The sequence below is a fragment of the Enterococcus lactis genome, assembly GCF_015751045.1.
Lineage (GTDB): Bacteria > Bacillota > Bacilli > Lactobacillales > Enterococcaceae > Enterococcus_B > Enterococcus_B lactis.
In genome coordinates, this window is the sequence record NZ_BNJW01000032.1 from 1 (window position 1) to 17,741 (window position 17,741).

12 protein-coding genes are annotated in these 17,741 nt (G+C 35.9%); all 12 read left to right on the forward strand.

From position 1 onward, the window contains the following. Positions 1 to 734: 734 nt before the first annotated feature. A complete protein-coding gene (fic, locus tag KFO35_RS12830) occupies positions 735 to 1,340 on the forward strand; it encodes a protein adenylyltransferase Fic (protein ID WP_156272355.1) in 606 nt (201 codons plus the stop codon). A 295-nt stretch (positions 1,341 to 1,635) separates the two neighbouring features. After that, on the forward strand, positions 1,636 to 2,589 hold the full coding sequence (locus KFO35_RS12835) for an IS30 family transposase (RefSeq protein WP_156272353.1): 954 nt from the start codon (positions 1,636 to 1,638) through the stop codon (positions 2,587 to 2,589). Between the two features lie 344 nt (positions 2,590 to 2,933). Continuing rightward, on the forward strand, positions 2,934 to 3,971 hold the full coding sequence (locus KFO35_RS12840; RefSeq protein ID WP_129236504.1) for a hypothetical protein: 1,038 nt from the start codon (positions 2,934 to 2,936) through the stop codon (positions 3,969 to 3,971). Between the two features lie 147 nt (positions 3,972 to 4,118). Next, positions 4,119 to 5,765 (forward strand): DUF927 domain-containing protein, encoded by a 1,647-nt coding sequence (locus KFO35_RS12845; RefSeq protein ID WP_070770549.1) that lies wholly within the window; start codon positions 4,119 to 4,121, stop codon positions 5,763 to 5,765. 178 nt (positions 5,766 to 5,943) lie between these two features. Then, entirely contained in the window at positions 5,944 to 6,183 is a 240-nt protein-coding gene (locus KFO35_RS12850; protein WP_070770548.1) for a hypothetical protein, read from the forward strand. A gap of 15 nt (positions 6,184 to 6,198) precedes the next feature. Continuing rightward, entirely contained in the window at positions 6,199 to 7,572 is a 1,374-nt protein-coding gene (locus KFO35_RS12855; protein WP_137264936.1) for a recombinase family protein, read from the forward strand. 3 nt (positions 7,573 to 7,575) lie between these two features. Beyond that, positions 7,576 to 9,213: a recombinase family protein gene (locus KFO35_RS12860; RefSeq protein ID WP_137264935.1), complete on the forward strand. Its 1,638-nt coding sequence runs from the start codon at positions 7,576 to 7,578 to the stop codon at positions 9,211 to 9,213. A gap of 607 nt (positions 9,214 to 9,820) precedes the next feature. Next, positions 9,821 to 11,605 carry a type I restriction-modification system subunit M gene (locus tag KFO35_RS12865; protein ID WP_129236486.1) on the forward strand — a complete coding sequence of 595 codons (1,785 nt, stop codon included), beginning with the start codon at positions 9,821 to 9,823 and terminating at the stop codon, positions 11,603 to 11,605. Continuing rightward, a complete protein-coding gene (locus KFO35_RS12870; protein ID WP_226830980.1) occupies positions 11,598 to 12,857 on the forward strand; it encodes a restriction endonuclease subunit S in 1,260 nt (419 codons plus the stop codon). Before KFO35_RS12865 ends, KFO35_RS12870 begins: the two co-directional genes overlap by 8 nt. Positions 12,858 to 12,869: 12 nt before the next feature. Continuing rightward, the gene (locus KFO35_RS12875) at positions 12,870 to 15,902 is read left to right on the forward strand and encodes a type I restriction endonuclease subunit R (RefSeq protein WP_156272351.1); all 3,033 of its coding nucleotides are present in this window, start codon (positions 12,870 to 12,872) and stop codon (positions 15,900 to 15,902) included. Positions 15,903 to 16,016: 114 nt separating this feature from the next. After that, a complete protein-coding gene (locus KFO35_RS12880; protein ID WP_073441366.1) occupies positions 16,017 to 16,592 on the forward strand; it encodes a DUF262 domain-containing protein in 576 nt (191 codons plus the stop codon). Continuing rightward, the gene (locus tag KFO35_RS12885; protein WP_156272349.1) at positions 16,589 to 17,728 is read left to right on the forward strand and encodes an IS256 family transposase; all 1,140 of its coding nucleotides are present in this window, start codon (positions 16,589 to 16,591) and stop codon (positions 17,726 to 17,728) included. The genes KFO35_RS12880 and KFO35_RS12885 overlap by 4 nt, the downstream gene beginning before the upstream one ends. Positions 17,729 to 17,741: the final 13 nt, after the last annotated feature.

The window sequence follows — 17,741 nt, forward strand, 5'->3', positions numbered from 1 at the left end:
CGAATCCACGAGAATCTCTTTTCATGGTTTCAGAGAATGGTCAAACGGTTTTAGTTTGACGATTGTCTGAAATCATGAAACAACTCGAGAGTGGATTGGTTGCAAAAAAACTCTCAAAAAATGAGTCCACTTTATTGACACAGATCCAAAATGGACGAGGCTTTTAGGATGATTCATCATTCTAACATGGTTCAATAATTAGAGTTATACATCATCAAGTAATAACTGATTCTTAAAAAGCTTATGGAGCTTTTTAAGAATCAGTTTTATCTATAAAGAGGGAGAAAGAATGTATTAAATGACTTTTTAACTAATATACATAAAAACACTAATAGGAATGAGAATTGAAAGAGCACAAGCATTCTTTTGAATGAGATATTTAATTGAAAACCAATACAGTACTAGAAGTACCCAAAGTGACCAAAAGATAGTTGATAAAAAATGAGTAAGAAAAGTAAAATGAGATAAAAAATTGTCACTTTAGGTACTTTGGTACTAAGAAAGGCTTGTTTTTGTCTATTTGTTTCACTAAAGTATATAAAACAGAATTAATGCAGGAATCATAGAAAGTTTGTCATACTTTCTATGATTCCCTGTTTTACTTGACTTTTTGATATAATAAAATAGTTAAGAAAGTATTCAAGAGAATATTTTAGAAAATAGAGTTTATGCACTGTAGAAAGAATTTGAGCGTCAATGATTTAGTGACTTAATATATGAATGAGGTGATTCTCTTGGTATTGGAAAATAAATTAGGAATAACCAATCAAATAGCTCTTGCGAAGGCAGAGGAACGAATAAGTAAACAAAAAGCAAAACATTTATATGATAGTGGAAAAATAAATGAAATAGAGGTTGGAATATTTAAGGGATTAGCAACGATTCATTTTTATTTGTTTTCAGATATTTATAATTTTGCAGGAGAAATTCGAACAGTGAATTTAGCGAAGGAAAATTTTCGTTTTGCCCCATTAATGTATTTAGAAACTTCTTTACAGTATATTGATAAAATGCCTCAAAGCACGTACAAAGAAATTATTGAGAAATATGTTGAAATGAATATTGCCCAGCCTTTTCGAGAAGGAAATGGTAGAAGTATGCGGATTTGGTTGGATCTTATGTTAAAGAAAGAACTGCAAAAGGTAATTGATTGGAATTTAGTAGATAAGGAAGACTATTTATCTGCTATGGAACGTAGTCCAATCAACGATTTAGAAATTAGTCATTTACTTTCTCAAGCACTAACAGAACAAATCCATGATCGTCAACTATTTATGAAAGGAATTGATGTAAGTTATTTTTATGAGGGGTATTCAGAGTATACGATTGATGATCTATAAATCTGTTTAGGTTTAATGTATTTCTATACAATCATTCTTACAATAAAAAAGAGCTAACATAGAGACTCATAGAAAGTATGAAGGACTTTCTATGAGTCTTTGTTTTTCAAATAGGTATATAAATAACATATGAATTCTTTTTTTGTTTTATGATAAAAATATGTAGTACCAAAGTACCCAAAGTGACCAAAATATATTTCGCCGTTTGTATAATTAAGCGAGACAAATAAAAAAGCCATTTATGTTACACTCAAATCGTAATACCCGCTAAAGCATACAAGGAGAGTGAACATAAATGACTTATACCCATCTTACACCAAACGAGCTTGTAATGATAGAAGCATATTTTCATCAAGAAACTCCGGTTGCTATCGTTGCGAAGCAGCTTAAACGTGGACGCCAAACAATTTACAATGTCTATAACTTTCTCAAATGTGGTGGAACAGCACTTGAATACTTTGAACAATACAAAGAAAATAAGCGACGTTGTGGGAGAACCGAAATCATTTTTCCTGCTGAGGAAAAAGAATACATTGCAAAAAGATCAACTGAAGGTTGGACCCCAGACGTCATTATTGGCCGTGCAGAGCGAACCTTCTCTTGTTCAGTAAGTACCCTCTATCGCCGGTTTAAGACGGGAGAATTCAATGTTTTACATTTACCGATGCAAGGAAAACGAAAACCAAATGGTTATAAGGAAAAACGTGGAAAACAGGCATTCAAAAGAAATATTTCTGAACGTAAAAAAGATTATGTCGTTTTCGAAGAAGAATTTGGACATTTAGAGGGTGATACGATTGTCGGCATCCACCATAAAAGTGCCGTCATCACACTCGTTGAGCGACCTTCAAAAGCCATTATCGCCTTGAAACCAGAAGGCCGTAAGGCAGTTGATATTGAAAATTCGATTAATGAATGGCTTCAATCCGTACCCAAAAATCTTTTCAAATCAATTACCTTTGATTGTGGAAAAGAATTCTCTAATTGGAAAAGTATTAGTAATACAAATGATATTGATATTTATTTCGTAGACCCAGGAACGCCTTCCCAACGGGGATTAAATGAACATTCAAACGGACTCCTCCGAAAAGATGGACTACCAAAAGAAATGGACTTCAACCAAGTCAATCAAGGATTCATCTCATCCGTTGCGTCCAGAAGAAACCATATCCCTAGAAAATCACTAAATTACCAAACACCATTAGAAGTTTTTTTGAGTTACGTAAATGGAAAGTTTTGTCTCGCTTAATTTGACAAATAATATTTGATAAAAAATGAGTGAGAAAAGTAAAGTGAAATAAAAAATTGTCACTTTAGGTACTTTGGTACTTAGAAAAGGATTATTTATTTCACTAAAGTATATAAAACGGAATTAATGCAGGACACATAGAAAATTTGTCATACTTTCTATGTGTCCATATTAAGTAAAGGTTCCCCGTTTTCCCGTTAAATTTAAAAGATAAACAAATAATAAAATACATAGTTTTTTAATCTTAATAAAAAAGAATCTTTTTTGAATTTTAACGGGGAAACGGGGCATTTTTATAGTATTTATTTTTTGATACAATAATAAAAAAGAAAGGAAGTATAGAAATGGAAAAAAGAATTAAAGAAAATGCTATAAAAAATCAGTTTTATGTGTCTAAAAGTACAGTCGATCCAATACTCTATGATGGAAAGAAAAACTTTTATGTTACAACATATAATTTTGAAGGAAAAGACGTGAATGAGGATACTCAGCTACAAAATCATTTGAAAGAAATGTGGGATTGGTTGTATATAGATAAAGGAAAAAAACTAGATAACCTCATTTTGGAAAAGGAATTTGGCGAGAATAAAGAGGATGTTAAAGAAAAAATATTGACTTTTTGTTTATATATTTTATTGCTTCATTCTCGAATTATTGATATCTATAACGCTCAAAGTAAGAAAAATCCAAAAGATAAGGGAGCATTTGAATTTTTCAAAAATCATGAGTTAAGGCATAGAGTAACAGGTGTATTTTTTGAAAAGGAAGAATATCATCCACAAATGGCAAGGGAAATTCAAAAAGAAGTAATTTACCATGAGATTTGTTTAGATACAACTTGTGCTTTTGCGAATTATTACTTAAACTCTGCTGGAAATTTTAAAGAGTTAATTGATGATATATTTCACCAGGCGAGTAAAAAAATTAGAATGATAAAAGATAAATTGGAAAATGAAAAAAAATATGGTTTTGACTTATATGCACTAGAAGAATTAGAAAAATCTATTGCTGAGATATGCAAATTGCCATCAAAAAAATACTATATATTAGCAATGGAATATTTTACTAGATTATTTGATATAAAAGTAGAGTCTCAAACCAAAGAAATTATTATGGAAGTTGAAGAGAAATATTGGGTAGAATTCAGGCTTACCCCACCTTCTTCAAAAGTAAACTATCCAAATTATCACCAAAAGGGATTGGATAGGTGGAAAAAAATTACTAGAAATATTATAGAACTTGATCGTCCACGTAGTTGGGAAACTCCTATTATAAAACAATCGATAGAAGACTATTACATGAAGAGAGATTTCTTAGCTTCTATTGAATTAATGGATTCGATTTATCAAGAAAATTTTGAAAAGAAACGAGATAGTTTATAAAAAGTATGCTTATCTTTTTTGATAAGCATACTTTTTATTTTTTGTCAAGATACTCAGGTGTAGAGCGAGAATGACCTAACGTTATCGCAGCACAGTAATAATAGATCTATACTCCTGCTATAACAATAAAAAGGAGGTAATTCAAAAATGAGAAGAATACAAACAAGTAGTAGGGGTACTCCCAAAACCTATTCTTCAATAAAGGAAGCTCTTATAAATGGAAAAGGCTTTTTATATGACTGTTATTATTTATCTAAAGAAGGAGTGAAAGTTGAAAATCGAGTCATAGCGAAACAACCAATTTGGATTGATCAAGAGTTGTGTGATTTAGAAACAGGCTTGATAAAAGTGGAAGTCAAATTTTGTCGCAGGGAAAGATATCATTCGATAACCCTTCCTTACGAAGAAATAATGAACCATTCTCCAAAGAAATTAATGGCTATGGGATTGCCTATTTTACCAAAATACTGGAGCGATTTACAAGATTATTTAGCACGACAAATCGAGGAAAGTAGTTTAGGAATCATTTCTAAAACGATTGGTTGGCAAAGAGTGGGAGAAAAATGGCATTATTTACTTCAAAGTGAAAGACAGTTATATTGCATCGAAAATCCTTTATTTCACTTAAAACAAAAAGGAAGTTATGAAGCTTGGTATGCTGATTATTGTCAATATATTCGAGGGAACTTAGATTTAGAGTTATTGGTACTATTTGGTTTGTGTCCAGTTGTTATTGGATATACACCTGTAGCCGAACAATTAGATTTAGAACCGTTTGTTCTCCATCTTTATGGTGATTCGAGTAGCGGAAAAACTACAACTTTGATGTTATTGATCAGCATGTATAGTAGTCCAACTATCACCGAACCTAAGGGCTTATTTCGCTCACATTCTTCTACTATAAATGCTTTAACTAAATTGGGGAACTTACAAGGAGTGTTAGTCGGATTGGATGATTCAGCAGCTAGCCAAAATTTAGATTATACTAATTTTATTTATCGTATAGCAAATTCTGTTGATAAATTTCGTTTGAATTCTGCTAGTGAATTGCAAGAAACTGACACATTCAAGGTCGTAATTTTTTCTACTGGTGAAGCACCGTTGGGGAAAGGAAACCAAAGTGGTAGTTTCGTTCGACTTTTACAATTGACAGATCTAACTTTGACTCAATCTGTTACTCATTCACAAGCAATTAAGAGGATGGCTAGTACCAATTATGGATTTTTAGCCAAAAAATTAGCACAGCATCTTCAACAGATGGACATTTCTCAGATTGTAGAAAGAATCCAATTCTATTCCCAGTATTTGCTTGAGGAAGTTCCGATTGAAAATTCCAAAGTACAACGTATAATTTTGAGGTTTTCAGTAGTTCTTTTTATTGGCGAGATATTGAACGAGTTGGATTTTAATATATCTATCGATCAAATAACACTTAAATTAACAGAGCTGTTAAAGCGAGAAGCTCTCAAGTTAGATATTTTAATGGTTGCTTATCCATTAATTAGGGGGTATATCGAGAGTATGCAAACACAGTTTAAGATAAATGGATATTTACGCAATGGCCATCAAGTAGTATTAGGAAAAATAGACAAAATGGAGAATAAATATTACCGAGTTCGTATGACAGAGCAACAATTCAAAACAATGTTAACATCTTTAAATCTTCCGTCTGAAAGAAGTATTTTGAAAGAAATGAAGAAAAGAGGTCTGTTAGTTGGTTGCGAGAAAGATCGTCTCTATCTTCGGTCTAATGGTGGGAAATATGCTTCGTTTCGAATTAAGTTAGATTTATAGTTACAAATTAAAATAACTTAGAAAGAGGGGATCTTATTGCAGGAGTTTTTAACAATGCTCTCACAGCAACTGATTACTTATTTGTATGATAGCGAGCAAACCCAAACGGAAGTAAATGAAGCTTGATCTATGCTTCATTTACTTCATTCAATCAAACATAAAAGAAAGGAAAATTCTAATGACTAAAAATAAAATGACACTAAAAGCAGAGGTTCTTCTGTATATTCAAGAACATTTTTCAAATCAAGCCTTTTTTACACAACCAATTTACTTGGATTTCGAAATAAGAGGGGTATCTGCTGGATCTATTGGAGGTACTCTTCAAGCGTTGAAGAACGAAGGATATTTAGAAAATCGCTTTGTGCAACGTTCGTTCAATGGAAGAGTCGTGAAAAAATGGTATTTAGTTCATTCATAGAGAGGTGATTCAAGCATGCGTGTGGCTTGTTATGATCGAACGTCTGTTTATGAAGAAGCGAAAATCAGTAATGACGCTCAATATGATGCAGTGAAAGAGTATGTTTTAGAGAAATATGAACAAATTCCTCAACGATTTTCAGACAAAGGAGAATCAGGGGGAAAAGCGGATCGTCCAGCTTTTCGACAGCTTAGAGCTTGGGTTTGTGCGTCAGAAGAAGAGGGGGTGATCTATGTCTGGCGTTATGATCGATTGGCACGTCAAGCCAAAATAGCCTTAGAATTTATTGAGTTGTGCCAACAACATCAGGTTCAAGTTTATTCGATTTCTGAACCTCTTCCTACTTCTTTCTCGCACGCGTCAACGAATAAACTATTTGTGCAATTATTGTTCACTTTTGCAGAACAACAACGAAACGTTATTATTGAGAATGTTCGTGCCGGACTTGCCTATAAAAAGCAACAACGGCAATACCTATCTTCTGCGGTTCCATATGGGTATCGTTTAGTGAATGGGAAAATCCAACAAGAAGCACACGAAGCAAAAGTTGTCCGCCATATCTTTCAACTTTATTTGACTAAAAAATATGGCTACAAAAAGCTTTGTCAACGATTGACTCAACAAAAGTTCTTCTTCCGTGAACGTCCTTTTCAGCCTTATCACATTTATAGTATCCTAAAAAATCCATTGTATTATGGCGAAATCAAAGGAGGCTCTTTGGGGAAGTATCTAGGAACCTTTGAACCGATTCTTTCGAAAGCAACCTTTTTACAAGTCCAAGAGATTCGCCAATCAAGATGTACAGCTAAAAAAGATACGTATCCGTACTTATTACGTCAAAAAATTAAGTGTCCATTCTGTGGTCGTCATCTGAGTTCGAAGTATCAATGGAATACAAAGAAGACGAAGACGCTTCATTATTATCATTGTACCGACCGAAGCTGCCAAGGAATCTTTCTTCGGGCAGAAAGGGTTGAGTCAGAAGTATTGGAAAAGATACAGGCTTTTTTTCAACACGAAGGCGTCTATCAGGCTTTGATTGCCCAATTGACGCAACAGTTAGCCGAAAAGCGAAAAGATGAAAAACACAAAGTAATCCAACAAAAGAAACAAGAAGCACAATGGCTCAAGGCATTTGAAGAGGGCAATTGTTCACTGGAAGAACTCAAGCAACAGCTGCAAGCTCTTCAAAAACCGATGACTACTTCTTCGTTTCTTTCACTTCAAGAGTGTGAAGCAAAAGTGAAAGAATGGCTTCAACTAAAAGACCTCTCTAGTCGACAATTGTTATGTGACCATGTTTGTCGGATCGAGGTAACAAAGGAAAAAACAGTCTGTGGGATTTACTTCCGACAACTGACACAAAATATTTTAGAAGGGAACGAATGACCTATGGAAACGATACGAACCAAACGAGTCGCATTGTATATTCGCGTGAGTACACAAGAACAAGCTTTAGAAGGACATAGTATCCAAGCACAAGAACAAAATGGACGACAGTTTGCCAAACGGATGGGCTATGAAGTGGTAGAAGTTTATGCCGATGAAGGAATCAGTGGGAAATCCACAAAAAATCGGTTCGCCTATCAACGAATGATGAAGGATGCTCGGAACCATCGTTTTGATCTACTAGTAATTTGGAAATTGACCCGTCTCGGACGCAATATGTTAGATGTCTTACAAACTGTCGAAGAATTATTGCGATATGACGTAGGATTACATTCGATCTCGGAACAATTTGACGTAACCACTTCGACAGGAAAACTGATGTTACAACTTCTTGGGAGTTTCGGTGAATTTGAACGCAACCAAATTGCGGAGAATGTTCAAATGTCAATGCAAAGCTTAGTGAAAGATAAAAAGCGCTATGCAGGAGGACGACGTTTAGGCTATGTCAGTGGTATTGACACGAATGGTCAAAAACAATTGGTCATTGAACCAGAAGAGGCGAAAATTGTTCGACTGATCTATGCAAAATATTTAGGTGGAGAAGGGTATCGAGCGATTGCCAATTTTTTGAATCGTCAAGGATATCAAACAGTTAAAAAGAATGCTTTTTCTACTACGGCAGTCAAAGATATCTTACGCAATAAAATTTATGCAGGGTATTTAGAGTATGCGCGCTATATCAATTGGGAAACCAAACGACGGAAGGGGAAGAATCCGAGACCGATTTTAGTGAAAGGAACCCATGAACCGATTATTTCGGAAGAAGATTATCAAAAAGTACAAGAACGTCTTGCTTTAGAAGGCAAACAACCCAAATGGAACCATACAGGTGAAAATGTATTGACAGGCTTGTTACGTTGTCCAGAATGTGGGGCACCGATGGCAGCGAGTAATGTCACAAATACCCTAAAAGATGGCACAAAGAAACGGATTCGATATTATTCTTGTTCAGTTTTTCGAAATAAGGGAGCAAGTGTGTGTCATGCCAATTCGATTCGTGCCGAACAAGCGGAAACATTTGTCGCCGACCGATTAAAGGAGATCGTTCAGCTACCAGAAGTTCTTCCCCGATTGGTGGCAGCGTTAAATGAAGAAATAGTGCGACAAAGCCAACCATTGGAACAAGAACTCGTGGTGTTACTGGAACGAAAGGAAGAATTGAAGACTAAAATTGAAAAATGGGAAGCTGCTTTGGAAGATAGTCCTGAATTGTTTCCGATGTTAAAAGACCGCTTAGACGAATTGACTGAAAAACGACGACAGTTGCACATTCGAGAAAATGAAATCTTAGGGATCTTTCAACAACAAGGAGAGCCGATTCAAGTCAAAGATGTCCAACGGATATTGACTAGTTTGGATCGTTTTCTTGCCCAGAGTGAGAAGAAGCAAGTCAAAGCCTTGTATCGAACTTTTATTGAGAAAATCACCTTTGATCCTAAACAGAAGGAGATATTGGAAATTACGATGAAATTCACGCCTGCCGTGGTACAACAATTAAATGAGCAATATCAAATAGCCGTATCCAAAACAAAGGATACGGCTATTTTTGTGTTAAAAACACCCTTTATGTTAACGATCTAGTCTAGAGGTTATATCAAACAACGTGAGAGGGGCACTAACGCTTCTCTAGCGATTTGAAATCGTTAGAGAAGTCGTTAGGGAGGTCCGTATCATAAGTGAGGGTGTTTTTAAATCAGCTGCTACTTATATATAAATGTCGTTGAAGTAAAAGATCGGTTCATGAATTACTAATGGCCCTAACATTCACTATCGGGTAATTAGATTATTTTTCATGTTGTCTAGGGATTGAAAAATATAATTATCATTCGCTAAAAATTTTAAAATATGAATGATATAATTAAAAAGGATATTTTAGCATATGAAAACCATCTAGAAATAGAGGACTTTTCTAAAATGATTGATGTTGATAGAATAAAGCTTAATAATAAGATAGTAGAATGCTACTCAGCAAGCTTGAAACAGGAAGTTGACTTGTATATTTTAAACAAGCACAATACTATTATACTATCGAGAATTACCCTAATTGACGGTAAATTTAATTTGCCATCTTGTAATAAAAAATTAAATAATGAAATTATTCTATGAAGGAGTACTACTATCTTAAAAAAGATTTATACGAATAAAGAGCTATCTTTAAACTATACAAACGAATTGAGGATGAATTTTAGTGAACGAAACAAAACGCAATGAACAAACAACCCAGTTTATCCAAAAGAAAGCCAATATGATGTGGAATGTGGCGGATATATTAAGAGGATTATACAAACCCCATGAGTATGGTAAAGTCATCTTACCTATGACAGTCATCAAACGTCTTCACGATACCTTATTACCAACTCGTCATGCTGTTTTAGAAGCTGCTGAAAAATACAAAGAGATGAACGACACGATGCGAAGTCGTTTTTTGGAAAAAGCATCAGGCTTTGCTTTCTATAATACGAGTATGTTCACCTTTGATACCTTGATTGCAGATGCGAACAATATCGAGGAAAATTTCCGTGCTTATTTAAACGGTTTTTCCGACAATATGCAGGATATCTTATCAAATTTCAAGTTTGAGCAAGAAATTACGAATATGGCAGAGAATAACATGCTTTTCGCTGTGATCACTGAATTTAATAAGGCATCTTCTTATCTTGGACCAGATATGGTTACTAGCACAGATATGGGGTATATTTTTGAAGAGCTAGTACGGAAATTTTCTGAAAGTTACAATGAAGAGGCAGGAGCTCACTTTACCAGTCGAGATATCATTTATTTAATGACAGACTTACTGCTTGCTGAAGATAGTGAGACACTTGTCGGGGAGAATGTTGTCAAAACGGTTTATGATCAAACCATGGGAACTTCACAAATGCTATCTGCGATGATCGAACGGATTCATGATTTTAATGAAAGTGTTGAAGTTCGGACATTTGGTCAGGAATTAAATCCGGAAACCTTTGCCATTGCGAAAGCTGATACGATGATTCGTGGCGGCGATCCAGAAAATATGACAAAAGGAAATACGTTATCCAATGATCAATTTACTGATTATACCTTCGATTATTGTATTTCTAATCCGCCTTTTGGTATTGACTGGAAAAGTGCAAAAGCAGCAGTAGAAGCAGAACATAAACTAGGCGAAGCAGGGCGCTTTGGACCTGGTCTGCCTAAAATTAGTGATGGCCAGTTGCTGTTTCAATTAAATGGTGTAGCTAAACTGAAAGAAACCGGGCGGATGGCGATCATCCATAATGGTTCCGCACTATTTTCAGGAAATGCTGGTGGCGGGGAGAGTGCGATTCGACAATATGTCATCGAAAATGACTGGGTAGAAGCAATCGTTCAGTTACCGACAGATTTGTTTTACAATACGGGAATTTCTACCTATATCTGGATTTTGACGAAAAACAAGTCGGCTGAACGTCAAGGAAAAATCCAACTGATCGATGCTTCGAAAATGTTTGAAAAACGTCGCAAAAATATTGGGAATAAACGAGTGGATATTACTGAAGGATGCCGGGAGATGATTGTTAAAGCCTATGGTGAGTTCCAAAACCATGAATATCAGTTGGATAATAAAACAGTGGAATCAAAAATCTTTGATAATGCAGATTTTGGTTTTACCAAAGTGACTGTAGAGAGACCTTTGCGTGATGAAAATGGCGAAATTATTCTGAAAAAAGGCAAACCAACACCGGATGCTAGCCTACGAGATACAGAAGATATTCCTTTGAAAGAAAATATTCAGGAATATTTTGAACGAGAAGTACTGCCATTTAATCCAGATGCCTGGATGGATCGCAAGAAGGATAAAGTAGGTTTTGAAATCCCATTTACTCGTCTGTTTTACAAATACACTGCACCAGAGCCTTCAGAGGTTATTGCGGAGCGCATCAAACAACTAGAAGAATCAATCGTAGCTAATTTTGAAGCACTGTCTGGAAAGGACGTGAGCAACGTTGACTAGGAAAATGAAAGATTCCGGTGTGGAATGGATTGGGGAAATTCCAGAAAATTGGGAAACTAGACGTTTAAAAAATGGATTAAGAAAAAAAAAGGTTATCATTAAAAAATATGATAATCAACCTATCCTCTCCTTGACCATGAACGGGGTAAGTTTAAGGGACTTAGTCAACCCAAAAGGAAAAATGCCCACTACTTTTGATGGTTATCAAGAAATAACTCCAGGGAATATTATAGAATGTTTATTTGATATTGATGTTACGCCACGTTGTGTTGGGATTGCACGTGACTATGGCCTTACAAGTCCAGCATATACACAATTTGAAGTGATAAATGACTTTGACACGGATTTTATTTATTATTATCTATTAATGCTCGACAACGATAAGATTCTTGTTCCAATATCAAAATCATTAAGAAATACAATTACTAGTGATGAATTTTTGATATTACCATTCAGCTTTCCACCAGTAGAAGAGCAACGACGTATTTCAAATCGAATTAGTACAGAGACTGCTCGGATAAATTCCATCATTTCCGAAACTCAACAATCCATCAATGAGTTGAAAAAATACAAACAAGCCTTGATTACTGAGACAGTGACCAAAGGATTGGATAAAAATGTTGAAATGAAGGATAGTGGGATTGAGTGGATAGGTGAAATTCCGGCAAAATGGGAAGTAAAACGAATAGGAAACTATTATTCTCAGGTAAAGAGCAAAAATTTGGAGTTACAAGAAACAAACTTACTTTCACTTTCATATGGAAAAATAATTAGACGTAGTATTAATGTTACAGAGGGTTTATTACCTAATAATTTTACTGGTTACAACATCGTACAACCTGAAGATATTGTTCTGAGAATGACCGATCTCCAAAATGACCATGTGAGTCTTCGAACTGGCTTAGTACAAGAAAAAGGGATAATAACTTCGGCTTATATCACAATTAGAAAAGGTATATATTCGGAGATAGATTCTTACTACATTCACCTATTTTTATATTCTTTTGATGTAAATAAAGGATTTTATGGAATGGGAAGTGGCGTTCGGCAAGGAATTACATTTAACGATATAAAAAAAATTCAAGTAATTGTTCCACCTTACGATGAACAACAAAATATTATTAACTATCTGCGTGGTAAATCTAGTGCTATTGATAATATGATAATAGAGAAAAAAGACTTAGTGACTCAGCTTAACGCATATAAGCAATCACTAATCTACGAATACGTAACCGGTAAAAAAGAAGCCTAGGAGGTGATTCATTTGGTAGAGAACAAAGAAATTCGTTTTGAGCAGGATATTGAGACTTCACTCACTACGTATGGCAAATGGCAGAAGGAAACACTCAGCGAATCAAACTTTGATCCTACGATTGGTTTGGATACTCAAAAATTACTGCATTTTATTCAGAAAACCCAACCAAAACAGTGGGCACGTCACCAACGCAACTATAACAATGATGGAGAAGTTAAGTTCCTTCAACGCTTTAATCAAGAGGTAGAAACCCACGGCATGTTACATGTATTGCGCAATGGGATCAAAGACCGCGGTGTGCGCTTCAAAGTAGCTTACTTCAAACCCGCTTCAGAGCTTAATGATGAAATGATGGAAAAGTATGAAGCAAATAGTTTTACCTGTACTCGCCAGTTTGCTTACAGTCCTAATAACCATAAAACCATTGATATGGTTTTGTCGTTAAATGGTATTCCGCTCGTCGCTTTAGAATTGAAAAATCAGTACACTGGTCAAACAGTAGAAAATGCCAAACTCCAGTTTCAAAAAGATCGTGATCCCAAAGAATTGGTATTTCGTTTTAATCGCCGCTTCTTAGTCTATTTTGCGGTGGACCATACAGATGTTTATATGACGACAAAGTTGGACGGTAAAAAAACGTACTTCTTGCCATTCAATCAAGGTTCCAATGGGCCGGGAAGAGTTGGTGGAGCAGGCAATCCGTCCAATAAAGATGGCTACCCAACTGCCTACTTGTGGGAAAAGGTGCTTACTAGAGACAATTTGATGGATATTATCCAACGTTTTATGAATCTAGAGATTAAAAAAGAAAAGCAAGGCGACAGAGAAGTCACAAAGAAAACGTTGATTTTTCCTCGTTATCATCAGTTAGATGTGGTTCGAAAATTGGTTGCAGATGTAAAAAGCCATGGTAGTGGAGAAAATTATTTGATCCAGCATAGTGCTGGTTCTGGAAAATCTAATAGTATTGCATGGCTGGCATACCATTTATCCTCTATTCATGATCAACTGAACTACCCAATTTTTTCATCAATTATTATTGTGACTGATCGAACAGTGTTGGATCGCCAGTTGCAAAATACTATCATGAACTTTGATCATCAGACAGGTTTGGTAGAAACGATTGACGATCGTAAATCCTCTCAAGATTTAAAAGAAGCCATTAATGATGGGCGTAAGATCATTATTACCACTTTGCAAAAGTTCCCAGTGATCTATCAGGAAGTAGATCATGTCGAAGGGCGTAATTTTGCTGTGATTGTGGATGAGGCACATTCTTCACAAACTGGGAACAGTGCCCAGAAGCTAAAAGCCGCTCTTTCGGACAAATCTAAATCCTTGGAAGAGTATTATGAACTGGAAGGCGAAGTTGACGATGAATTACCAGATGCTGAAGATGAACTAGTTCAACAATTGGCAGCACAAGGTAAACATCAAAATTTAAGTTTCTTTGCTTTTACCGCTACACCGAAAGAAAAGACATTGGAAATGTTTGGTACGAAACAACCAGATGGGCATTTCGAACCCTTTCATGTTTACTCGATGCGCCAGGCGATTGAGGAAGGCTTTATCTTAGATGTGCTGAAGAACTATATGACCTATAGTACTTCCTACAAAATTGCCCGTGAAATTGAAGATAACCCAGAATTACCAAAGAGTGAAGCAACCCGAGCGATTGTTCGTTTCCAATCATTGCATCCTTGGGCAGTTGCTCAAAAGGCGGCTGTGATGGTTGAGCAATTCCGAGCGGTTACTCGTACAGCTATTGGTGGGCAGGCAAAAGCAATGGTCGTTACCGCATCACGCTTACACGCTGTTCGCTATATGAAAGAATTTAAAAAATATATAGCGAACAAAGGTTATAATGACTTGGATGTGTTGGTTGCTTTTTCTGGTTCGGTAGTAGATGGAGAGACTGAATATACAGAAACGAAGATGAATGTCACAAAATCTGGTGAGAATGTTCGGGAGAATCAATTAAAGGAAGCTTTCCATACAGATAATTTTAATATCTTGATTGTTGCTGAAAAATATCAAACGGGTTTTGATGAACCGTTGCTGCATACCATGTTTGTCGATAAGAAGTTAAAGGGTGTTAAAGCTGTTCAGACTTTATCACGACTCAATCGAACAATGCCTGGGAAGAAGGATACCTTTATTCTTGATTTTGTAAATGATGTTGAAGATATTGAAGCGGCTTTCCAACCCTTTTATGAACAAACAAATTTGAGAGAAGAAATCAATGTTAACTTGATTTATGATACTCAAAGCAAGCTACGAAAATTTAATGTTTACAATCAAGGTGATATTGAACGTGTCATGAAATTGGTGAAACAAGCCCAAAAGCAACAGAATGAGCGCTTGCTTGGACGAATTTCTAGCATGTTTAAGCCGATTATGGATCGCTATGAGGAAATGAATAAGGATAATCAGTACCAGTTTCGGGTGACTCTACGTAACTTTGGCAAGTGGTATGATTATATTTCACAACTTGATCGGTTATTCGATATGGAATTATTGGAGGAGCGGATTTTTACTGGATACTTGCTGAAGTTTCTACCTAAAGAAACACGAGAGAATATTGATATTTCTGACAAAGTAAAGTTGGAATATTATAAGTTACGTCAGGACTTTTCCGGTGAAATCCATCTAGTGAATAAAGAAGGCGAGCTAGTAAATCCAAAGTCAATTGATGCAGGAATCAAACCGCCAGATGAACGAGATTCACTAGAAGAAATCATTCATAAAATCAATGAACGATTTCCAAATGATTTTGACGAAGGAGACCGGGTGTTAGTAGAGATTTTGTATCGGTCATTTGCCAATAACCCAGATTTGAAAGTTGTCAGTATGGCTAAGAATAACGATGCTCAGATGTTTGAAAAATCGCTGTTCCCTGATGTATTTAAAGATAAGGTGATGGAGCAGTACGAGAAGAACAATGCAGCTTTTGAGAAAATGTTTGGGCATGATGATAAGTACTTTGATCTAGTATATACATTAGTTGCTAGAGATTTATACAAGTTATTACGGACGAAATAAAATTTATAAATAAGGATTAGACAATACAATTTCTCTCAAAAATAAAGGAGAAGTTGTATTGTTTGCTTTTAAGAAAGCCCTGAAAAATTTGTTACGTACTAAATTGTCTGAACTCTGTCAACGACAATTGAAGTGAACAAACAAAGCGTGAAGCAGTTTCTTGAAACAGGGAAAATCAAAAAATTCGTTATTCCAGAATATCAACGTCCTTATGCCTGGACTGACGAGCAAAACCAAGTACTATTTGATGATTTAGCGGAGTACACAGCAAACAATAACGAGAGTACTTACTTTTTAGGAAGCATTGTGGCTTATGAAAATGATCATAACGAGCAAGAAATCATTGATGGACAGCAAAGGATAACTACGCTATTTTTATTTTTGAGAGCTATCTATGCTAAATTAGAAAATAGTTGTGAAAAGGAAGCTTTATTCTTGAAAAGCCAAATTGAACCCGCGTTATGGGAACAAGATGATTTAACAGGTGAGGTTAAACCAGATAAAATTCTGATTATGTCTCGAGTAATGGGGGATGAAGAATTTGCTAGTATTCTAGTAAGTGGTGAAGCAGATGTTAAATCAAAAAGTAATTATTCGAAGAACTATATTTTAATTCAACATCTATTAAATGAGTATGCAACAAACGAACCACTATCATTTTATCGTTTTATCAGTAAAAAGGCGATTTGAATGAATTATTCCGTGTCCATTTGGAAAAAGCTGTCAATACGCTTCTCAAAACGGAGTTAACGGCTTTCCTCGATTACGAAAAGTACGATCGCATTGGTTTTAACACGGGTAATTCTCGTAACGGCTCCTATGACCGTACGGTCAAGACCGAGTACGGGGAACTTCATCTCCAGATTCCGCGCGACCGCAACGGCGAGTTCAAGCAACAGACTGTTCCTGGTTATAGACGGACGAATGATACCTTAGAGGAGACCGTCATTCACCTCTTCCGAAAAGGTATTACCATGTCGGAAATCGCAGACTTGATTGAGAAAATGTATGGGCATCACTACACGCCCCAAACCATGTCCAATATGACTAAATCATTTACGGAAGAAGTCACTTCATTTAAGGAACGTGAGCTTCATGACCGTTATGCCGCTATTTATATGGACGCAACCTATATCCCTTTAAAGCGGAAACCCGTCGCCAAGGAAGCCATTCATATCGCAGTTGGCATTCGCCCGGACGGATCAAAGGAAGTATTGAGCTATGCGATTGCACCAACTGAATCTATCACGATTTGGAAAGAGATTTTAATAGACCTCCAGGAACGTGGCGTGAAAAACGTCCTCCTTTTCATCACGGATGGCTTAAAAGGGATGGCAGGGGCCGTGCAGCGGTTCTACCCCAAAGCCCGTTTTCAACATTGCTGTGTGCACGTTTCCCGTAATATCAGTCATAAAGTGCGTGTCGATGATCGTAAGGAAGTCTGTGATGATTTTAAAATGGTGTATCAAGCGTCATCTAAAAAGGCGGCATTGGAAGCACGTGGTGCTTTTGCGGAAAAATGGAAAACCAGTTATCCAAAAATGATGGAATCGATCCTTTCGAACGATTACCTGCTCACTTTCTATGATTTCCCATTAGCCATACGCAAGAGTATTTACTCTACGAACTTGATTGAATCCTTTAATAAGCAAATCAAGAAATACAGCCACCGCAAGGAACAGTTCCAAAATGAAGAGTCGATGGAACGTTTCTTAGTCTCGTCTTTTGATACTTACAACCAAAAATTCCTAGGTCGCAGTCATAAAGGTTTCCAACAGGCCGAAGGCGAGCTCGAACAAATGCTGAGTCAACCGATGGAGAATTAGAAACAATCTACAG